General features: G+C 69.4%; 20 protein-coding genes and 1 pseudogene. 9 read left to right on the forward strand and 12 right to left on the reverse strand.

The window, feature by feature from the left end:
* Positions 1–60 precede the first annotated feature (60 nt).
* The 6 genes from AB0N59_RS13270 to AB0N59_RS13295 all read right to left on the reverse strand — a co-directional run bounded on the left by AB0N59_RS13270 (position 61) and on the right by AB0N59_RS13295 (position 3,714).
* A complete protein-coding gene (locus tag AB0N59_RS13270; RefSeq protein ID WP_363483995.1) occupies positions 61–798 on the reverse strand; it encodes a methyltransferase domain-containing protein in 738 nt (245 codons plus the stop codon).
* Positions 788–1,951: a type III polyketide synthase gene (locus AB0N59_RS13275; RefSeq protein ID WP_363483998.1), complete on the reverse strand. Its 1,164-nt coding sequence runs from the start codon at positions 1,949–1,951 to the stop codon at positions 788–790. The genes AB0N59_RS13270 and AB0N59_RS13275 overlap by 11 nt, the downstream gene beginning before the upstream one ends.
* 76 nt (positions 1,952–2,027) lie before the next feature.
* The gene (locus AB0N59_RS13280; RefSeq protein WP_363484001.1) at positions 2,028–2,636 is read right to left on the reverse strand and encodes a CYTH domain-containing protein; all 609 of its coding nucleotides are present in this window, start codon (positions 2,634–2,636) and stop codon (positions 2,028–2,030) included.
* Positions 2,637–2,649: 13 nt separating this feature from the next.
* Positions 2,650–2,865, reverse strand: coding sequence for a response regulator (locus tag AB0N59_RS13285; protein ID WP_204974001.1), 216 nt, complete (start codon positions 2,863–2,865; stop codon positions 2,650–2,652).
* A 17-nt stretch (positions 2,866–2,882) separates the two neighbouring features.
* The gene (locus tag AB0N59_RS13290; protein WP_363484260.1) at positions 2,883–3,368 is read right to left on the reverse strand and encodes an A24 family peptidase; all 486 of its coding nucleotides are present in this window, start codon (positions 3,366–3,368) and stop codon (positions 2,883–2,885) included.
* Between the two features lie 55 nt (positions 3,369–3,423).
* The gene (locus AB0N59_RS13295) at positions 3,424–3,714 is read right to left on the reverse strand and encodes a DUF1905 domain-containing protein (protein ID WP_363484005.1); all 291 of its coding nucleotides are present in this window, start codon (positions 3,712–3,714) and stop codon (positions 3,424–3,426) included.
* Positions 3,715–3,815: 101 nt separating this feature from the next.
* Here AB0N59_RS13295 and AB0N59_RS13300 point away from each other — a divergent pair, with 101 nt between their 5' ends.
* Genes AB0N59_RS13300 through AB0N59_RS13310 form a run of 3 tightly spaced genes read left to right on the forward strand, consistent with a single transcriptional unit; the run spans position 3,816 to position 9,612 of the window.
* Entirely contained in the window at positions 3,816–4,544 is a 729-nt protein-coding gene (locus tag AB0N59_RS13300; RefSeq protein ID WP_363484008.1) for a hypothetical protein, read from the forward strand.
* A complete protein-coding gene (locus AB0N59_RS13305) occupies positions 4,541–6,112 on the forward strand; it encodes a DNA polymerase Y family protein (protein ID WP_363484011.1) in 1,572 nt (523 codons plus the stop codon). Before AB0N59_RS13300 ends, AB0N59_RS13305 begins: the two co-directional genes overlap by 4 nt.
* On the forward strand, positions 6,112–9,612 hold the full coding sequence (locus AB0N59_RS13310) for an error-prone DNA polymerase (RefSeq protein WP_363484263.1): 3,501 nt from the start codon (positions 6,112–6,114) through the stop codon (positions 9,610–9,612). Before AB0N59_RS13305 ends, AB0N59_RS13310 begins: the two co-directional genes overlap by 1 nt.
* Before the next feature lie 15 nt (positions 9,613–9,627).
* Here the strand turns inward: AB0N59_RS13310 and AB0N59_RS13315 are convergent, their stop codons facing one another.
* Both AB0N59_RS13315 and AB0N59_RS13320 read right to left on the reverse strand, forming a co-directional pair.
* The gene (locus tag AB0N59_RS13315; RefSeq protein WP_363484266.1) at positions 9,628–9,984 is read right to left on the reverse strand and encodes an ankyrin repeat domain-containing protein; all 357 of its coding nucleotides are present in this window, start codon (positions 9,982–9,984) and stop codon (positions 9,628–9,630) included.
* Positions 9,971–10,336, reverse strand: coding sequence for a hypothetical protein (locus tag AB0N59_RS13320; RefSeq protein WP_363484014.1), 366 nt, complete (start codon positions 10,334–10,336; stop codon positions 9,971–9,973). Before AB0N59_RS13320 ends, AB0N59_RS13315 begins: the two co-directional genes overlap by 14 nt.
* An 80-nt stretch (positions 10,337–10,416) precedes the next feature.
* Between AB0N59_RS13320 and AB0N59_RS13325 the strand changes: the two genes are divergently transcribed.
* The 5 genes from AB0N59_RS13325 (at position 10,417) to AB0N59_RS13345 (ending at position 14,677) form a co-directional block, all read left to right on the forward strand.
* Entirely contained in the window at positions 10,417–12,648 is a 2,232-nt protein-coding gene (locus tag AB0N59_RS13325; protein WP_363484017.1) for an efflux RND transporter permease subunit, read from the forward strand.
* Positions 12,645–13,079 (forward strand): pyrimidine dimer DNA glycosylase/endonuclease V, encoded by a 435-nt coding sequence (locus tag AB0N59_RS13330; RefSeq protein ID WP_363484020.1) that lies wholly within the window; start codon positions 12,645–12,647, stop codon positions 13,077–13,079. Before AB0N59_RS13325 ends, AB0N59_RS13330 begins: the two co-directional genes overlap by 4 nt.
* Positions 13,080–13,134: 55 nt before the next feature.
* On the forward strand, positions 13,135–13,560 hold the full coding sequence (locus AB0N59_RS13335; protein WP_363484023.1) for a pyridoxamine 5'-phosphate oxidase family protein: 426 nt from the start codon (positions 13,135–13,137) through the stop codon (positions 13,558–13,560).
* A 113-nt stretch (positions 13,561–13,673) separates the two neighbouring features.
* A complete protein-coding gene (locus tag AB0N59_RS13340) occupies positions 13,674–13,934 on the forward strand; it encodes a Rho termination factor N-terminal domain-containing protein (RefSeq protein WP_363484026.1) in 261 nt (86 codons plus the stop codon).
* A 44-nt stretch (positions 13,935–13,978) separates the two neighbouring features.
* Entirely contained in the window at positions 13,979–14,677 is a 699-nt protein-coding gene (locus AB0N59_RS13345; protein WP_363484029.1) for an NAD(P)-binding domain-containing protein, read from the forward strand.
* Between the two features lie 65 nt (positions 14,678–14,742).
* On the opposite strand, the pseudogene AB0N59_RS13350 reads toward AB0N59_RS13345, so the two are convergent.
* Together AB0N59_RS13350 and AB0N59_RS13355 are read right to left on the reverse strand one after the other, a co-directional pair.
* Positions 14,743–15,384, reverse strand: a pseudogene (locus AB0N59_RS13350) (DUF998 domain-containing protein); the annotation flags it as partial.
* Between the two features lie 161 nt (positions 15,385–15,545).
* Positions 15,546–16,082 (reverse strand): metallophosphoesterase, encoded by a 537-nt coding sequence (locus AB0N59_RS13355; RefSeq protein WP_363484032.1) that lies wholly within the window; start codon positions 16,080–16,082, stop codon positions 15,546–15,548.
* A gap of 74 nt (positions 16,083–16,156) precedes the next feature.
* On the opposite strand from AB0N59_RS13355, the gene AB0N59_RS13360 reads away from it, so the two are divergent.
* A complete protein-coding gene (locus AB0N59_RS13360; protein WP_363484035.1) occupies positions 16,157–16,558 on the forward strand; it encodes a VOC family protein in 402 nt (133 codons plus the stop codon).
* A gap of 33 nt (positions 16,559–16,591) precedes the next feature.
* Here AB0N59_RS13360 and AB0N59_RS13365 read toward each other — a convergent pair whose 3' ends face one another.
* Both AB0N59_RS13365 and AB0N59_RS13370 read right to left on the reverse strand, forming a co-directional pair.
* On the reverse strand, positions 16,592–17,173 hold the full coding sequence (locus tag AB0N59_RS13365) for a hypothetical protein (RefSeq protein WP_363484038.1): 582 nt from the start codon (positions 17,171–17,173) through the stop codon (positions 16,592–16,594).
* A gap of 392 nt (positions 17,174–17,565) precedes the next feature.
* Positions 17,566–18,099 (reverse strand): hypothetical protein, encoded by a 534-nt coding sequence (locus AB0N59_RS13370; protein WP_363484041.1) that lies wholly within the window; start codon positions 18,097–18,099, stop codon positions 17,566–17,568.
* Positions 18,100–18,256 lie beyond the last annotated feature (157 nt).

The following is an 18,256-nucleotide window of genomic DNA, read 5'->3' on the forward strand; positions in this document are numbered from 1 at the left end:
CATCCGCTTCTGAAGAAGGGGCCCGGTCCGCATGGACCGGGCCCCTTCTTCATACGGTGCTCAGACCAGATGCCCCGCACGCACCAGCATGAGCCGGGACGGCAGCCGACGCTGGACCCGCCAGCCGGGCGGAACTGCTGCTGTGAGCTCGGCCGCGGTGTACGAGCGGCGGATGCTGAGCATGCCGTCCTCACGGATGAACGAGCCCTTCAGAAGAGTGCCGGCGAGAGGCAGCGTGAGCCCGCCGAACAGCGCGTAGGCGGTGACGCTGCGCGCGATGTCGCTGTGCACCGCGATGCCGCCGGGAGCGGTGAGGCGCTCGCTGTCGTCGAGAAGTCCGCCGAGCTGAGACGCGGTGAGGTGATGCAGCACATGGTTCGACAGCACGACGTCGAACCGCTCCCCCTCGGCGACGAGATCGGAGCTCGACAGGCACCGCCACTGCACGAGGCCCTCGTGATCGGCATCCGCCGCCCAGCGGACCGCGCGCGGGTCGATGTCGGCGCCGACCACCTCGGCGCGGCGACCGTCGCGCTGCAGCCTGCGGGCGACGTATCGGGCGATGTCGCCGCCTCCGCAGCCGATGTCGAGCACGCGGATCGCTCCTCTTCGCGCGCGGGGTGCGATCTCCCGTCTGTACACGCCGCCCCGGCCGGAGAGGATCGCGTTCACGTATCGGAAGCGCTCATACGTGCGCTCGAGCATCTCGAGGTCGGCATCGTCGGCATCCATCCGCTCGGGCAGATCGAGCGCGCGCCTGCGCAGGTCGACCGGGGGGCGATCCGGATCAGCGTCCATCGTCGCCTCCGGCGATGGTGAGCATCGCGGTCTCGGCGGTGAGCCCGGGGCCGAAGGCCATCGCCGCCACTCTTTCACCCGGCGCGGGCCGCTCGCTCTCGAGGATGCGCTGCAGCACGAACAGCACGGTGGCGCTCGACATGTTGCCGTTCGTGCGCAGCACCTCGCGGGCGGGCTGCAGCTGTCGGTCGTCGAGTCCGAGCCGCTCCTGCACGCGGTCGAGGATGCTGCGTCCACCAGGGTGGATCGCCCAGTGCCGCACGACCTCGCCCATCCGCTGACGGTCGAGCGAACCGGCGATGCGCGCGTCGGCCTGCCACAGAGGGCGCAGCGCATCGTCGATGTGCGTGCCGATCAGCTGCGGCACCCTGGTCGACAGCACCATCTCGAAGCCGGTGTCGCCGACCGTCCAGGCCATATCGCCCTCGCCGTCCGGGATGAGCCCGGTGTGGAAGCCGTCGAGGGTGAATCCGCGCGCAGCGGTCGGCAGCTCGCGCGCGGTCACCAGCGCGGCCGCCGCGCCGTCGGCGAACAGCGACGAGGCGATGATCGCGTCAGGATCGCTCGACGAGCGCAGGTGCAGCGTGCACAGCTCGACGCTCACCACGAGCACGACCGCCTCGGGGTCGGCGCGGCAGAACTGCGTGGCGGCGCGCAGCGCCGGCAGGGCCGCATAGCAGCCCATGAAGCCGAGGTGGTAGCGCTGCACGGCGGGCGACAGTCCCAGCGCGCGGACGATGGCGTAGTCGGGCCCGGGGGCGTGGAAGCCGGTGCACGAGACGGTGACGACATGCGTGACGTCGGATGTCGTGAGGTCGGGATCGGCATCGAGGCTGCGTCCCGCGGCCTCGATGAAGAGCCGGTCTGCCTCGCGGGCGTAGATGTCGTTGCGCGCAGCGGTGCCCGGCTCGAGCAGCAGGCCCGACTCATGATCCAGGAACTGGGGCGCCTGCGTCTCCGCAGCCGCAGCGAGCTCACCGAGAACCGTGTGCCTCGTCTCCACGCCGGCACCGTCGAATGACGTGGCGATCAGGCGCTTCGCCAGCCGTGAGATGCCCGGCTGTCCGGCGAACATGTCGCGCACCGCGTGCTGTTCGACGGTCACCTCGGGCACGAGCGTCTGAATGGAGCGCAGCTGCACAGCGGAGGTCATGATGCGACTCAAGCATCCCCCGCCCGGGGAGTGAAAGGGGTTGCCTGCCCGGGCTCAGCTGTGTGAGGGCCGGCCCTCAGAATCCGAGTGCCCGGGCGAGCTTCGATCCGGACGACGGCTTGCGGCCTCCTGCGGCGAAGACGGCGGCATCCACGGCTGCGAAGAACCCGGCCCGGTCGACGGGGACCGCGGGTCCGAGCTCCATCTCCCATTCGCGCCATTCTCGGCGGATGCCGGTGCGCAGATCCGTGGCGCGGACGTGGTCGTCGACGAACTCGGCGATGATGCCGTCGGCGCCGAGCAGATGGAAGGCGGTGCGGGAGTTCTCGATGCGAGCGATCGGATGCAGGTCAGCTTCCGTCCACTGTGCGATCGTCTCGGCGACGGCATCCGGCAGACGATCCGCGTCGCCGAGCGGCCAGCCGAGTTCGAGCCGACCGTCGCCCTGACGTGGGCCTTTGATGTGCCAGCCGGCATCGGGCCCGCCCGTGCGACGGCGAAGGGCGATGCCGTTCCTGGCGAGGGCGGCGTCGTCGGTGTCGAGATAGCGCGCGTCGAGCTCGCGGAGCTCGCCGTCGGTGACCGAGAGGACTCCGGGGATGCCCGTCCAGTCGGGAAGCGCCGTGTCTGCGTCGGCGTCGTACTTGCGCTCGATCTCGAAGGTGCGCTGAGGCTCTTCTGTCACGTGCTCGGTGCGGTCAGTCGTCGCCGGGGCTGATGTCGTCGCCCGCCTCGACGAACCAGAAGGCGGTCTCGGTGGGACCGTCGTGCGCACCGGTCCTGGTCGCCTCACCCTCTCGACGATAGGTGAGCTGGGTCTCGCTGTACGGCAGGATCAGCGAGTCCTGATCCGCGTCGTCGAGCGGGATGATCTGCCCGTCGAGCGGGCCGCCGTGAAGTCGTGCGAGTGCCATGTGCTCACCCTATCCCCCTACGCCGACAGCACGGCGGATGCGCCGCCGATCGCCAGAACCGCCCCGATGATCATCCACGGCCCGAACGCGATGCGCGTGTGCCTGGTGGCCCGGCGAAGGGCCATGAGCACGAGTGCATACAGCGCCCCGAGCAGGAAGGCCGCTGCAGCCCCGATCAGCAGCGTCGACCAGCCGTGCCAGGCCAGGACGAGACCGATGACGGCGGCGAGCTTCACGTCTCCTCCGCCCATGCCCTGCCTCGATGCGAGGCGCAGCACGGCGTAGAAGGCACCCAGCGCGAGTCCGCCGAGCAGCGTCCGTGTCATCCGCCCTCCCTCGCCCGTCGCGAGCGCCTCGATGACCACGAGCAGGATCAGAGCGGCGAGCGTGGGCAGGACGATGCGGTTCGGCAGCCGGTGCGTGCGCGCGTCGATCATGATGAGGCACAGGCCCACGACGGCGAGCGCGAGGTGCACGATGAGCACGGCTGCGGAATGGAGCATCACGCTCGCAGGCTAGGCGATCCGTCGCGTACGTCTGAGAGGGCTGTGGAGAACCTCAGACGTCGAGGATGTCGAGATCGACCGTGACGACATCTCCCTCGCCGATCCCCTGCTGCTGGCGCACCTGCTTCTTCAACGGGAGCACGAAGGCGGAGCCGTCGAAGAAGATCGACGTCGTCCAGACCGTGAGACCTATCCGCGCCTGCACGCGCAGCGACCCGAAGCCGCGTGGCGGAGTAGGCAGCTCGCGGATCTCGAGCGAGAGCTGCTCGGGCAGCGTGGCGAAGTACCAGGCATCCGTCCTGGCCTGCCATCGGGTGACCTCGCTGTCGAACTCGATCCGCATGATCCCAGGGTACCCACGGCCCGATTCGGGCGATGTCGGATGTGCGAATTAGTCTCGCAGATGAACTTGAAGTGTTCGAATCTTTATTCGAGGATGGATGCATGGGGATCAGAACGACCGCGGCCCTCTCCCCCGCCGATGAACGCGCGGGAGACATTCTGCGCCTGCGCCGCGAGATCGGACGGATGCAGCGCCGTCGCAGCGACGACGCGCACCTGCCGATGCCCTCCGCACTGCGCGATCTGCTCCCGCAGGGCGGGCTGCAGACGGGAACGGTGTACTCGGTCTCTCCCTCGCCGAGTCTGATCTTCGCCCTGATGAGCACCGTCTCGCAGCGAGGCGGCTGGTGCGCCGCCGTCGGCATGCCCGCTCTCGGGCTGGAGGCCGCCACCGCCTTCGGAATCGACCTGTCCCGGCTCATCCTCGTGCCCGAGCCGGGTGAGCGCTGGCTCGCCGTCGTCTCGGCGCTGGCCGAGGTGGTGCCGCTGATCGCGATGAATCCCGGCTCTCAGGTGCGGGATGCCGATGCCGCCCGCCTCGCGGCACGCCTGCGAGATCGCGGCTGCACTCTGCTCACCACCTCGCCCTGGCCGCAGGGCGAGGGCCTGATCACGCTGCACGACCCCCACTGGGAGGGTCTCGGCGAAGGGTGGGGCCTGCTGTCGGACCGCACCGTGACGGTGACCGCGCAGACCCGTTCCGCCCCGGTGCCGAAGAGCCTGCGAGTGCGGCTGCCCGACGACCTCGGGCGCATCGACACGGCCGTCGAGCCCGTCGTCGAGCCGCGAGAGGCGCTGCCGACGCATCCGAGCTGGGCGGTGGCATCATGAGCGCCCCGGGCGCGCTGGTCGCCGAGGCGATGCGCGTGCATGTGCTGTGGTTTCCCGACTGGCCGCTGCGTGCCGCGCTGGGCGCTGCTCCCCCGCATCCGCCCACCGCTCTCGTGCGCGCGGGGATCGTCTCAGCCTGCACGGATTCCGCCCGCGCGCACGGGGTCCGGATCGGGCAGCGCAAGAGGCAGGCGCAGAGCCGGCTGCCGTCGCTGCGGATGCTGCCGCACGACGAGACTGCAGACGAGCGAGCCTTCCTTCCCGTGCTGCGGCTGATCGAGGCTCACGCCCCCGGTGTGCACCTGCTGCGTCCCGGCCTCGCCGCGCTGCGCTCACGGGGCATCTCCCGCTATCACGACGGGGAAGCGGGGGCGGCGGCCGCGCTGATGCACGTGCTCTCCGACGCCGGGTACGGCGAGGCGCGCATCGGCGTGGCAGACGGCATGTTCACCGCCGAGCTCGCCGCACGAGCAGCACCGCCACGGACCGACGGAGTCGATCCGTGGGTCGTGATCCCCTCTGGCGCCTCCCGTGCGTTCCTGGCCCCGCTGCCCCTGCAGGTGCTCGGCGAACCCGAGCTCGCCGACCTGCTGCGAAGACTGGGCGTCGGCACCCTCGGCGAGTTCGCCGCCCTCGACGCGCTCTCGGTGCGGGCGCGATTCGGCGAGCACGGCTCGCGGCTGCACGACCTGGCATCCGGCGCCGACTCACGGCCCCTCACACCGCGACCGCCCGATCCGCAGCTGGCGAGAGAGGTGCAGTTCGAGACTCCGCTCGGGCAGTCCGATCAGATCGCCTTCGCGGTGCGTCAGACCGCGGATGCCGTGCTGCTCGCTCTCGCCGACGTGTCGGCCGTGTGCACCGAGGTGCGCATCGATCTCACCGACGACGACGGAGCGGTCTTCTCGCGCACCTGGCTGCATCCGACCTGCTTCGACGCCGGCGATCTGGTCGACCGGGTTCGCTGGCAGCTCGAGACGATCGTCGACGACGCTCCGGACGATGCCGCCCATGCCTTCCGCGGCATCGTCGGGGTTCGTCTCGCGCCGGTCGCGGTCGACGACGCCGCGCACCATCAGCCCGGGCTCTTCGGATCGGGCACCGACGAGCGGCTGCACCATGCGGTCTCGCGCGTGCAGACCCTGCTCGGCCACCGAGGGGTCAGCACGGCGGCGATGGCGGGCGGGCGCATGCTGGCCGACCGCCAGGTGCTCACGCCGTGGGGCGAGCGGCCTCTCGTGCAGCGGGATCCGTCGCAGCCGTGGCCGGGCAGCCTGCCCGATCCTCTTCCGACCGAGGTGTACTCGCCCATGCGGCCGGTGCGGGTGCGCGGCGCCGGTGGCGCCGAGATCGAGATCGATGAGCGCGGAGCGCTGTCCGCCCCGCCGGCGCTGATCGAAGACAGCGAGGTGGTCGGCTGGGCGGGCCCGTGGCCGGTGCACGAGCACCGGTGGGATGCCGAGCGCGCCCGCTCAGGGCACCGCTTCCAGCTCCTCGATGCGGGGCATCGCGCATGGCTGGTGTTCCACTCGTCCGGCGACTGGTGGGCCGAGGGGCGGTACCGCTGATGGGCTGGCACAACAACCCGGGGCAGACGTGGGGCCAGATCGAGCGCACCCTCGATCTCGAGGGACCGGCTCCTGTGCAGAGCGAACCGGTTCGCCCTCGCGCCGATCCGGGGCCGGTGAGCCGTCGTCGCAGACCGGCCGCTCACCTCGAGGTGACGCGTCCGGCTGATGCGGTGCCCTACGCCGAGTTGCACGCGCACTCCTGGTACTCGTTCCTCGACGGCGCCTCCTCCCCCGAGGATCTGCTGGCCGAGGCCGAGCGTCTGGGACTCAGTGCGCTCGCGATCACCGATCATGACGGCTTCTACGGGGCATCCCGCTTCGCCGAGGTGGCCGAGATGATGCAGGCCGGAGTGCAGACGGTCTACGGGGCCGAGCTCTCGCTCGGCATCGCCGAGAACCCTCCCCGCGCCCGTTCGCGCGTGAGGGCGGGCGCTCCCGATCCCGAAGGCGATCACCTGCTCGTGCTGGCCCGCGGCACCGAGGGCTATCACCGTCTCTCCGGCGCGATCTCGGCCGCCCAGCTGCGCGGCGGCGAGAAAGGCCGCCCGGTGTACGACCTCGACGACCTGGCCGAACGCGCGGGCGGGCACTGGACGGTTCTGACCGGATGCCGCAAAGGGGCCGTCCGTCGAGGCCTGGAGGCAGGCGATGCAGAGGCCCCGCTGCAGCGGCTGGTCGATCTGTTCGGGCACGACCGGGTGGCGGTCGAGCTCTTCGATCACGGTGATCCGCTCGACACCCGCCGCAACGATGCCCTCGCCGAGCTCGCCACGCGCATGCGCCTGCCGGTCGTTGCGACGAGCAACGCGCATTACGCCTCGCCCGAGACCGCACGGCTGGCCGAAGCTGTGGCCGCCGTGCGGGCGGTGCGCAGCATGGACGACCTCGACGGCTGGCTGCCTGCGCACGGCGGCGCGCATCTGCGCAGCGGTGCCGAGATGGCCGCCAGGTTCCGGCGCTATCCGGGGGCGATCGAGCACGGGCTCCGGCTGGCAGCCGAGTGCGCGTTCCCGCTGCGCCTGGCCAGGCCCGCGCTGCCGAAGCAGGAGGTGCCGCACGGGCACACGCCGATGACGTGGCTGCGCCACCTCGTCTGGCAGGCGGTGCCCGAGCGGTACCCGCGTCTCGATGCAGCCGGCCGGGCGCGTATCGAGCGTGAGCTCGACGTCATCGACGAGAAGGACTTCCCCGGGTACTTCCTCATCGTGCACGGCATCGTGCAGGAGGCCAGGCGCCGGGGCATCCTGTGCCAGGGGCGCGGCTCGGCCGCGGCGAGCGCGGTCTGCTATCTGCTGGGCATCACCGCGGTCGACCCGATCCTGTACGGGCTGCCGTTCGAGCGCTTCCTCGCCACGACTCGCACCGAAGAGCCCGACATCGACGTGGACTTCGACTCCGACCGCCGCGAGGAGATCATCCAGTGGGTGTACGAGACCTATGGCCGTGAGCGCGCGGCCCAGGTGGCGAACGTGATCCAGTACCGGCCGAAGAACGCCGTGCGCGACATGGCCAGGGCGCTGGGGTACTCACCCGGCCAGCAGGATGCCTGGTCGAAGCAGGTCGACGGATGGAGCTCGGGCCTGCAGCCGGTCGAGGGTCATGACATCCCCGACGACGTGCTCGGCTATGCCGACGATCTGCTGCGGGCACCTCGGCATCTCGGCATCCACTCCGGCGGAATGGTGCTCACCGACCGGCCCGTGGGCGAGGTGGTGCCGGTCGAGCACGCCCGCATGGAGAAGCGCACGGTGATCCAGTGGGACAAAGACGACGCGGCGTCGATGGGACTGGTGAAGTTCGATCTGCTCGGTCTCGGCATGCTGGCCGCGCTCCAGCACTGCTTCGACCTCATCCTGGCGTCCACCGGCGAGCGCTGGACGCTCGAGAGCATCCCGAAAGAAGAGCCCGGTGTCTACGACATGCTCTGCCGGGCCGATTCGATCGGCGTGTTCCAGGTCGAGTCACGAGCGCAGATGGGCCTGCTGCCGCGCCTGCAGCCGCGCTGCTTCTACGATCTCGCGATCCAGATCGCGCTCATCCGCCCCGGCCCCATCCAGGGCGGTGCGGTGCATCCGTTCGTGCGTCGCAAGCTCGAGAAAGACAGGGTGGATGCCGAGAATCGCGAGCGTGCTCGCCGGGGAGAGCCGCCGCTGCCATTCGACATCCCCTATCCGCACCGAGACCTCGAGCCGATCCTGAAGCGCACGCTGGGTGTGCCGATCTTCCAGGAGCAGCTGATCCAGATGGCCACGGCGATCGGCGACTGCACCGCCGACGAGGCGGATCTGCTGCGCCGGGCGATGGGCTCGAAGCGCGGGCTGGAGAAGATCGAGAAGGTCAGGGCCAAGCTGTACGCGGGAATGAGCCGCCGTGGGCTGAGCACGGAGATCTCGGACCGCATCTACGCGCAGATCCAGGCCTTCTCGAACTTCGGCTTCGCGGAGTCGCACTCCCTGTCGTTCGCACTGCTCGTCTACGCGAGCTCGTGGGTGAAGCTGCACTATCCCGCGGCCTTTCTCGCGGGTCTGCTGCGTGCGCAGCCGATGGGCTTCTACTCGGCGGCATCGCTGACCTCGGATGCCCGTCATCACGGCGTGCAGGTGCTGCGCCCCGACCTGCATGCCTCCGGGGTCATGGACGGCATGGAGCCGATCAAGGGCACCGATGCCGGGACCGGGCCCGCCTCAGGGCCCACCGGACGGGAGTCATGCTGCTCCTTCGACCAGCCCGCTCCCCTGCGCTTCGATGCCTCGGCGCCTGACGAGTCGGCCGCGCATCGTCGTGACGGGCGGTACGCCGTGCGGCTGGGTCTGTCGGGGGTGCGCGGCATCGGCATGAAGCTGGCGGAGCGGATCGTGGCGGCGCGCGACGAGCACGGGCCGTTCCGAGACCTGCACGACCTGGTGCGACGCACCGACGCCACGACGGCGCAGATCGAGGCGCTCGCGACGGCCGGAGCCTTCGAATGCCTGGGGCTGAGCAGGCGCGAGGCGATCTGGCTTGCGGGTGCGGCGGCTGAGGATCGGGCGCGCTTCCTGCCGGGCACCGCCCTCTCGGTGCAGCCTCCGCTGTTCTCCGACCAGTCGGGGTACGAGCGCCTGGCGGCGGATCTCTGGGCGACGGGCGTCTCGATCGACGACCACCCGATATCGCACCTTCGTCCTGCGCTCGATGAGCGGGGCGTGCTGACCTCCGCCCGGCTGCGCACGCACGAGTCCGGCCGGCGCATCGAGGTCGCGGGAGTCGTGACGCACCGTCAGCGTCCGGCGACCGCCAGCGGCATCACCTTCCTGAACCTGGAAGACGAGCACGGCCTGATGAACATCATCTGCACGACGGGCGTCTGGGCGCGCTATCGGCGGGTGGCCCGCGACTCGCCGGCGCTCATCGTGCGGGGCATCCTCGAGCGCTCCCCCGAGGGCGTCACCAACGTGCTGGCCGACGCGTTCGAAGACCTGCGCACCGGGCTCGCGCACCGCTCGCGGGACTTCCGCTGAGCGTTGCTGTCGTGTTCAGCGGTCGAGGATCGCGGCGACCTCGTCGTAGCCCAGCCGGCGCGCGTTCTCGAGAGCCGTGCGTCCCTTCGCATCGCGGATGCCAGGATCGGCGCCCGCGTCGAGCAGTGCGCGGACGATGCGCTGGGCATCCGCGCCGCCCCCGCCGAACACCACGGCCTCCTGCAAAGCGGTCCAGCGGTTGAGGTTCTGGTGGTCGAGATCGATGTCGAGCTGCACGATGCGCTCGATGTACTCGACGTGCCCGCGCTCGGAGGCCGGGTTCGCGGGGGTTCCGCCGCGGCGATTGCGGATGCCGCACGGCTCGCGTCGTGCTCGGTGACGCGCGTCCAGGTGCCCATCACCAGAAGCGATCGGAGACCTGAGCGGGCCGCTTGGCGGCTCCGCCCCATCGGTCCGATTCGGCCTTCGCCGCGGCGGCGGCCGCGTCGGCCTCGCTGAGCGCCTCTTCGGCCGCTGATGCCGCATCGGTGAATGAGACGACGAGCGAGGTGCTCGCCCCGCGAGCCGACTCGGTCACTCGGCAGTCGCGAACGATCGCACGCCACACATCGATGCGCTCGCGCGTCACGTCCCGCACCTGGTACTGGATGCCCCGATCGATGTCGCGCACGGCGATGACGGTGCCGTCGGCGGTCTGCGCCACCTCGACGCGATTGCCCTTCGGCACCGGCGCGGATGCCGAGATGAGGAGTGTTCTCTGCATGCCCTCATGCTAGGCCTGTCAAGGCTTCCGGAGACCTTGCTTCGCCCCGGTAGCGTGGAGGTGTCTACGAGGAGATGCACATGACGACACGGGCCGAGCTTCGCACCGAGCAGCACAAGCCGAGGACGCTCTGGCGTGCTCTGCTGTCGGCGGCACTCATCCTGCTGTGGCTGACCGGTGCCGGCCTCGGCGGCCCCCTGTTCGGCAAGATCGACGAGGTCTCGTCGAACGACCGCACCGCGTACCTGCCCGACTCCGCGGATGCGACCGAGGTGCAGCGCGCACTCGACGACTTCCTCGGTTCGGACTCGATCCCCGCCGTGGTGGTCTTCGCATCGGAGGAGAAGATCGACGATGCCGTCGCTGACGACCTGACCGCGGCGCTGGACGAGGCGACGACCGCCGAGGGCGTGAAGGACGGCTCCTCGCCCGTGATCGTCTCCGACGACGGGCTCGCCGCCCAGGCGTTCGTGCCGATCGACACCGACGCCGATGTCGGAGACGTGTCGACCGCTCTCTCGAGCGACCTCCGCGACGCTGTCCCCTCGGGTGTGGATGTGTACGTCACCGGCCCCGCCGGTTTCACCGCCGACCTCGTCGCCGGGTTCTCTGGCATCGACGGGATCCTGCTGCTCGTCGCACTCGCCGCGGTGCTGGTCATCCTGGTGATCGTGTACCGCTCCCTGCTGCTGCCCGTCGTGGTGCTCAGCACCAGCTTGTTCGCCCTGTGCGTGGCGCTGCTGGTCGTGTGGTGGGCCGCCAAGTTCGGCATCCTGCTGCTGAGCGGACAGACCCAGGGAATCCTGTTCATCCTCGTCATCGGCGCCGCGACCGACTACTCGCTTCTGATGGTCGCGCGCTTCCGCGAAGAGCTCCACGCCACAGATAACCGCTGGACCGCCGTCGGAAGAGCATGGCGCGGTTCGTTCGAGCCAATCCTCGCCTCCGGAGGCACGGTCATCGCGGGTCTGCTCTGCCTGCTGCTCAGCGACCTGAAGTCGAACAGCACGCTCGGCCCCGTTGCGGCGATCGGCATCGTGTTCGCGATGCTCGCCGCTCTCACTCTGCTTCCGGCCCTCCTCGGTCTGTTCGGGCGCTCCGCGTTCTGGCCCAGGCGCCCGAAGTACGAGCCCGAGCGCGTCGCCGAGGTCAGCCCGCTCGAGGGTCGCGGTCTCTGGCAGCGTCTCGCCCGCGGCATCCGACGCCGCCCGCGTCTCATCTGGATCTCGACGGCGATCGTGCTGGCGATCGCCGCGGTCGGCGTCGTGCAGCTCGACGCCGATGGCGTGCCGCAGTCCGACCTCGTTCTGGGCGCCTCCGAGGCGCGCGACGGGCAGAGGGTTCTCGGCGAGCACTTCCCCGGCGGCTCCGGCAGCCCGGCCTACGTGCTGGTCGATGAGGACAGGCTGCAGGATGCCGCTGACGTGCTGCTCGCCGACGACGGCATCGACGGCGTGAGCGTGACCGCCGAGGACTCGCCGTCCGGCAGCGCCCCGGTCACGGAAGACGGCATCACCGCCTTCGGCCCTCCCGGCACCCCTGCCCCCGAGCCGACGGTCATCGACGGCCGTGTGCTTCTGCAGGGCACGCTGGCCGACGCCGCCGATTCGGCAGACGCTGAGGCGACGGTCGATCGCCTGCGCGCTGATCTCGACGAGACGGGTGCCCTGGTCGGTGGTGTCACCGCCACTGCGGTCGACACGAACACGGCGTCGATCCACGACCGCAACCTGATCATCCCCGTGATCCTCGGCGTGATCCTGCTGATCCTCATGCTGCTGCTGCGTGCGATCCTCGCACCGGTGCTGCTGATCCTCACCACGGTGCTGTCGTTCGGCTCGGCCATGGGTGTGGCCGCTCTGCTGTTCAACGGGGTCTTCCAGTTCCCCGGTGCGGATCCGGCGGTGCCGCTGTTCGGCTTCGTGTTCCTCGTCGCGCTGGGCATCGACTACAACATCTTCCTGATGACGCGCGTGCGCGAGGAGTCGAAGCGCCACGGCACCCGCGAGGGCATCCTGCGCGGACTGTCGGTGACGGGAGGCGTGATCACCTCGGCTGGTCTGGTGCTGGCAGCGACCTTCGCGGCGCTGTCGGTGATCCCGATCCTGTTCCTGGTGCAGCTGGCATTCATCGTCGCGTTCGGTGTGCTGCTCGACACGTTCGTCGTCCGGTCACTGCTCGTGCCTGCGCTGGGCTACGACATCGGACGGGCGATCTGGTGGCCGTCGAAGCTCAGTCGACGCGACGCGGAGCCTGAGGTCGAGCGCCTGGCGGCAGATGACGCGACCGCGGAGGAGACGATCCGGCGGTGAGGATCTGGTCTCTGCACCCCTCGCACCTCGATCGGGCCGCGCTCGTCGCGGACTGGCGGGAGACGCTGCTCGCGCAGGCGGTGCTCGCGGGCCGGACGAAGGGGTACACCCGGCATCCGCAGCTCGAGCGCTTCCGCGCTCAAGCCGATCCGCTCGCATCGGTCGGCTTCTACCTCGCGTGCGTCGCGGACGAGGCGGATGCCCGGGGCTACCGCTTCGATCGCACGCGGATCCTCTCGCCCGGCTCGCCGGTCTCCCCCATCTCGGTGACGGACGGCCAGCTGGCGCTGGAGTGGACGCACCTCGGCGCGAAGCTCGCGGAGCGGAGCCCGTCGGATGCCGTGCGCTGGCGTGCCGCGTCGCCGACCCCGCATCCGCTGTTCGCCGTCGTGCCCGGACCAGTGGAGTCGTGGGAGCGAGCGGTTCTCTGAGCGGGGGCCGCAAGTGCCTCTCGCTCTCGTGTCGCGAGGCGCGTACCGTTCTTACATGACCATCGATGCGTCTGATCGCGCCGCCGTCGCGCACTTCATCCGCGTGTGCGGATCGGGGGTCGTGGCGAGCATCGGCGCCGACGGAGGGCCGCAGGCTTCGTACGTCGGGCTCACCGCTACCGACGACGGTGTGCTCGTCTTCGACGCGACCAGCGACTCGCGGAAAGTGGTCAACATCCGCGAGCGTGCGCAGGTGGCGATCGCCGTGACAGGGGCCGACACGTCGGTGCAGCTCGAGGGTCGAGCGCGGGTGACTCACGATGAGGAGCGATGGCGACTCGGCGAGGTGTACAGCGAGCGCTTCCCCGGCTCGAGGGCGCTCGACGCCGGATTCGAGGTCGTCGCCGTCGAGGTGCGCTGGGTCCGCGTGTACGACGCGGGCGAGCATCCGCCGAAGGTGATCGAGGCGACCTGGGCGTGATGCGCCGCTAGGCGGGGCGCCTGCGGGTGTCAAGGCCGTTCGAGGCGTCGCAGTCGGTGCGTATCGTCGGACCCGTCGCTGACCGCGACGTCCGACGATCCGAGGAGGCGGCCATGCCGAACCAGCCAGCGCTCAAGGACGAAGAGCTGTACGAGAAGCTGCGCGATGAGGGCGCATCGAAAGAGAAGGCGGCGCGCATCTCGAACGCCGCCGCACGAGACGGGCGATCGGCCGTGGGGCGCCGCGGGGGCGAATCGGGCGACTACGAGGACTGGACGGTCGACGAGCTGAAGAAGCGCGCGAAGGAGCTCGGCATCGAGGGGTACTCCGGCAAGCGCAAGGCCGAGATCATCAGGATGCTGCGCGACCACTGAGCACGCCGCACCGGCACCGATCCACCGGCCCGTACGATGACGGGGTGACCCCCACCTCCGGCCTCCGCACGCTCGGCATCATCGGTGCCGGCCGGCTGGGGCGGGTACTCGCGACGCTGGCGGTGGATGCCGGATACCGCGTGCTCATCGCCCGATCGGGTGACCCTGCGCCGATAGCGAGGGCGATGGCGGCGATCGGCGCCGAGGCGGTCACCGTGTCGGAGCTCGTCGCGCGGGCGGATGCCGTCGTGCTGGCCCTCCCGCTCGGCAGCTACCGGACGCTGCCCGCGGAGCAGATGCGCGGGATGCTCGTGATCGACGCCATGAACTACTGGTGGGGCGCCGACGGCGACCGGCCCGACCTCGACGACCCTCGCACCTCGACGAGCGAGCTGGTTCAGCGGCACCTCGCCGGCGCGCGCGTCGTGAAGGGGCTGGGGCACATGGGGTACCACGACATGGAAGACGAGGCACGCCCCGCGGGGGCATCCGGTCGCAAGGCGATCGCGATCGCCGGCGAATCCGCCGCCGATCTCGAGGCGGTGTCGCGTGTTGTCGATGACCTCGGTTTCGACCCTGTGATCGCGGGATCCCTGGCATCCGGGATCATGCTCGAGCCGGGGGGCGACGCGTTCGGCGCCGATACCGGGGCCGCCGAGCTGCGCGAGATGCTCACGGGATTCCCGCGCTCTCGGCGCGGCATCGTCGTCGCCAGGGCGAGGGGCGGCGTGCTGCCCACCTGAACGGCGTCGGGACGCGCGATCGCAGCGGCCCGCACCATGTGCTCGAGCTGGTGCACCCAGCAGAGGATGATCGCGAACACGATCGCCTCGAAGAGAGTCAGCGAGATGACTCCCGTCTTCACGGCGACGAGCGACGAGATGAGGGTGACGGCGCTGATGACGGTGGACCGCTGGAGACCTGTCGAGAGCTGCCACAGCAGAAGACGGTGCGCGAGCAGCAGCACGGCGAAGGCCAGCACGGCGCCGTTGGTCGCCCACTCATGAGCAACGGGGTCGACCGAGAGCGGGAACGCACCGATCGACAGAAGGCTCACGCCGAGTCCTGTGATCGCCTGCGGCATGAGTCGCGCCGCAGCGCGGACGCGTCGCGACTGCGGGGTCAGCTCGCGCAACCGCATCCGGAGCACCCATGACGAGCCGGCGATGATCGTCCCGCTGAGGATGAGTCCGCCGTTGAACGCGAGGCTCGAGAAGTCGCCCATCATGCCGAGTCGACTGAAGTACAGGTGCCACCAGTCGGAGTCGGTCGTGGTCGCCGCCGACACGAGGATCGACCCGCACAGCAGCAGGCCGGCGCAGAGCACCCATGTCAGACGGGGAACGCGTTCGGGCGGTGCGAGCAGCTCAGCCTGTTCTGATCGCTCCGCAATGACCGGTGTGCCGTCGACGACGACCACCGGTTCTGTCAGCAGAGCATCGGCTCTCATCACACCGCCTGATCACCGCGTGCGGGCGACGGCGGGGAGAACCGTGTCCGAGTGCGGAGCGAGTGCGGAGCCCCTCTGAACGCTCCGCTCCTTGGAGCCTATTCGGGGCAGGCAGAATTGTGACACTCATTCCTGACCTTGACGCGCGTATGCCCGGATTTTCATTCCTCACACGAACAAGAGTTGCGTTTTCTGTCAACTATCCCGGTCGACGGGAAGCACCGATACTTCGACTGTGCCGCTGCCGATTCGACCCTCATCATCGTGCAGGTGGGCTGGCGGCGTCGATCCGTCGGGGATCCGGGGTTGAGCAGCCGCATCCCTGCAGGCGTGACAGTGTCCCACGTAATGTGCGAGTGCCCGAAGATGAGCATGTCGGTGTCGGGGAACAAGTCATCCATGCGCTCCTCGCGCTTGCGGGCCGCACCCGTCTCATGGATCACCGCGAACCGCAGACCGTCGACGTCGAAACGCGCGACCTCGGGCAGCCTCGCTCGCAGGTCGGCCCCGTCATTGTTGCCGTAGACACCGTAGAAGCGCTTCGCGCGCGATTCGATCACATCGAGCGTCGCGACATCGATCCAGTCCCCCGCGTGGACGACGACGTCTGCGTCGTCGATCGCTTCGAGGACCGCACGGGGAAGGCGCTTCGCCCGTGCCGGGATGTGCGTGTCGGCGAGCAGCAGCATCGTCGTCATGCAGTCCATCATGGGCCATCCGGCCCTCTCCAGAACCACTGGAAAAGAGCTCGATGCGGGCGCACCATGGGCTTATGAGCGCATTCACCCCCGAGCGGGCCTTCAGTGGCTTCAGCGTCGACGACCTCGACGCAGCCCGCACGTTCTACAGCGAGACGCTCGGCATGCAGGTCTCGAGCAACCCGATGGGCTTTCTCGAGATCGGCCTGCCGCAGGGCGGCTCGCTTCTCGTGTACGACAAGCCGGACCACCAGCCGGCGACGTACACCGTTCTGAACTTCGCGGTGCCTGATGTCGAGGCAGCCGTCGACGATCTGAACGCCCGCGGTGTCGTCACCAAGATCTACACCGACCCGGACTTCGGCACGGACGAGAAGGGCATCGCCCGTATGGGGCCCGATGGTTCGACGGGACCGGAGATCGCCTGGTTCAAGGACCCGGCGGGGAATGTGATCTCGGTGCTTGCTACGCCGTGAGGGGGTCGCTTGCGAGTTCCGCCGCGGAAGCCGTCACCACACGGGAAGCCCGCCATGCCACTCGTGGTCTGGCGGTAGGCCAACACGCTCTGAGCGCGCGAGGTCTCGGAAGTTCGGGGGCAGCAGAACCGGGGCCGCACTCTGGTCAACGTCGAGCAGGTCCCAGCGATCTTCATAGTCGGCGAAGGTCCGAAGGAGCACGCGCGAGCGCTCAACCGGCGCATTGCGCTTTCCGGGGAGTGCGTCGGGGTGGGTGAGCCAGTTCATGTGCTCGATCCACGCCGCCGCTGCAACGTGCATACGCGGCACGACGAAGCTGCGGGGATGCTCCTTCAGATCGTGAGGGATTGCGACCATGACGAAGTACTCCCGCTCATGCAGACTGGGCGCCTGCGACTTCGAGCCGAGCGGCCAGCTGATCGAGTCCATCCGGGCGCCGCGCGCCGCTTTGACCTGAACCTCTACGAGGCGCCGCTCACCGCCTTCCGCGCGCACCGCGAGCATGTCGGTGCGTTCCAGTCCATCGCGAGTGATGGCCGGCGCCCAGCCGCGTCGAGCCAGCTCAGTAGCCACATGGTGCTCGCCGATGGTCTTCGTCTGTTTCGTATCCACCACGTCTCGAGGTTATCGACGCGACCAGGCAGCGGCCTTCGGATGAGTGCAAATGGATGAAAAGCGCGCCTCCGCGTTCGAGCGGAATCTGCTTGTCGGTCTCGGTCGGCGTAAGACCGCCGCCACGGCAGCATCTATCGGCGCCGATCGGCTGCATCCTCGCGGCGCGCGGAGCCTCTCAACGCCGCGTGGCCGCACTTTACGAATGCGAGCAGGCGAACTGACAGGATTTGAACCTGCGACCCCTTGACTCTGCGCGTTTTAGACGGGAACAGGCGGGATCATGCGGGAAGTTCACTCTCTGACTGGGATCGCGGCAGGTACCGAGTTCCCGGAACTACCCGCAAGATCCGGTGACATCCCGCCCTTAGCGGTGACATTTAGGTGACATCTCGTCATCCTTGAAGCACCTTCGCTGCCTCGACGACGGCCTCGGTGTTTGTCACCGCCGTGTAGTGGTGCCGGTTCACCGCAGCCGTGTGACCAAAGAGGCGCGTTCGCGTCGCCTCGGGCAGCGCGTCGTACAAGAGCGTGTTGTTGGTCGTGCGCCACGAGTGCCCGCGCTCGTGTTCGAACATCGGGATGTCGAGCTTCTCCGCGAGCTCCATGTAGAGCAACGCGAGCTTGAGGTCCCGGTTTCGCGGATCCCAGACTTTCGCAGGGTCGCTCGGCGACGAGAACAGCCACGGCGAGCCGACCTTGCGTTGAGCCTTGAGGCGAGCGGCGAGGCGCGTGCTCACGTCGGGAGCGAGGACCGGCACGGGGCGGCCCGTGCGGGTCTTCGTCACCTCCGGGGACAGCTCGACGATCGCCGTGCCATCCTTCTCCACGCGCCAATCAGCGAGAGGGCGCATGCACAGCTCGGTCGTGCGGAGGCCGGTCGTCGCCTGCACGAGGACGATGTCGATACAGGCGGCACGCTCGATCACGCGCTGCTCCCGAGTCCAGCGCCCCGCTTGGGCCCCCAAGACGCTTGCCAACTGGCGGAGCCTTGGCGAGGGACCCCGATTCGTTCGCTACGGCGGCCGCCGCGTCGCGTACCTGGTCAGCGACCTCGTCGAGTACCGCGAGGGTTCGAGGGCTGCG

The sequence above is a fragment of the Microbacterium sp. NPDC089321 genome (assembly GCF_040684935.1).
Classification (GTDB): domain Bacteria; phylum Actinomycetota; class Actinomycetes; order Actinomycetales; family Microbacteriaceae; genus Microbacterium.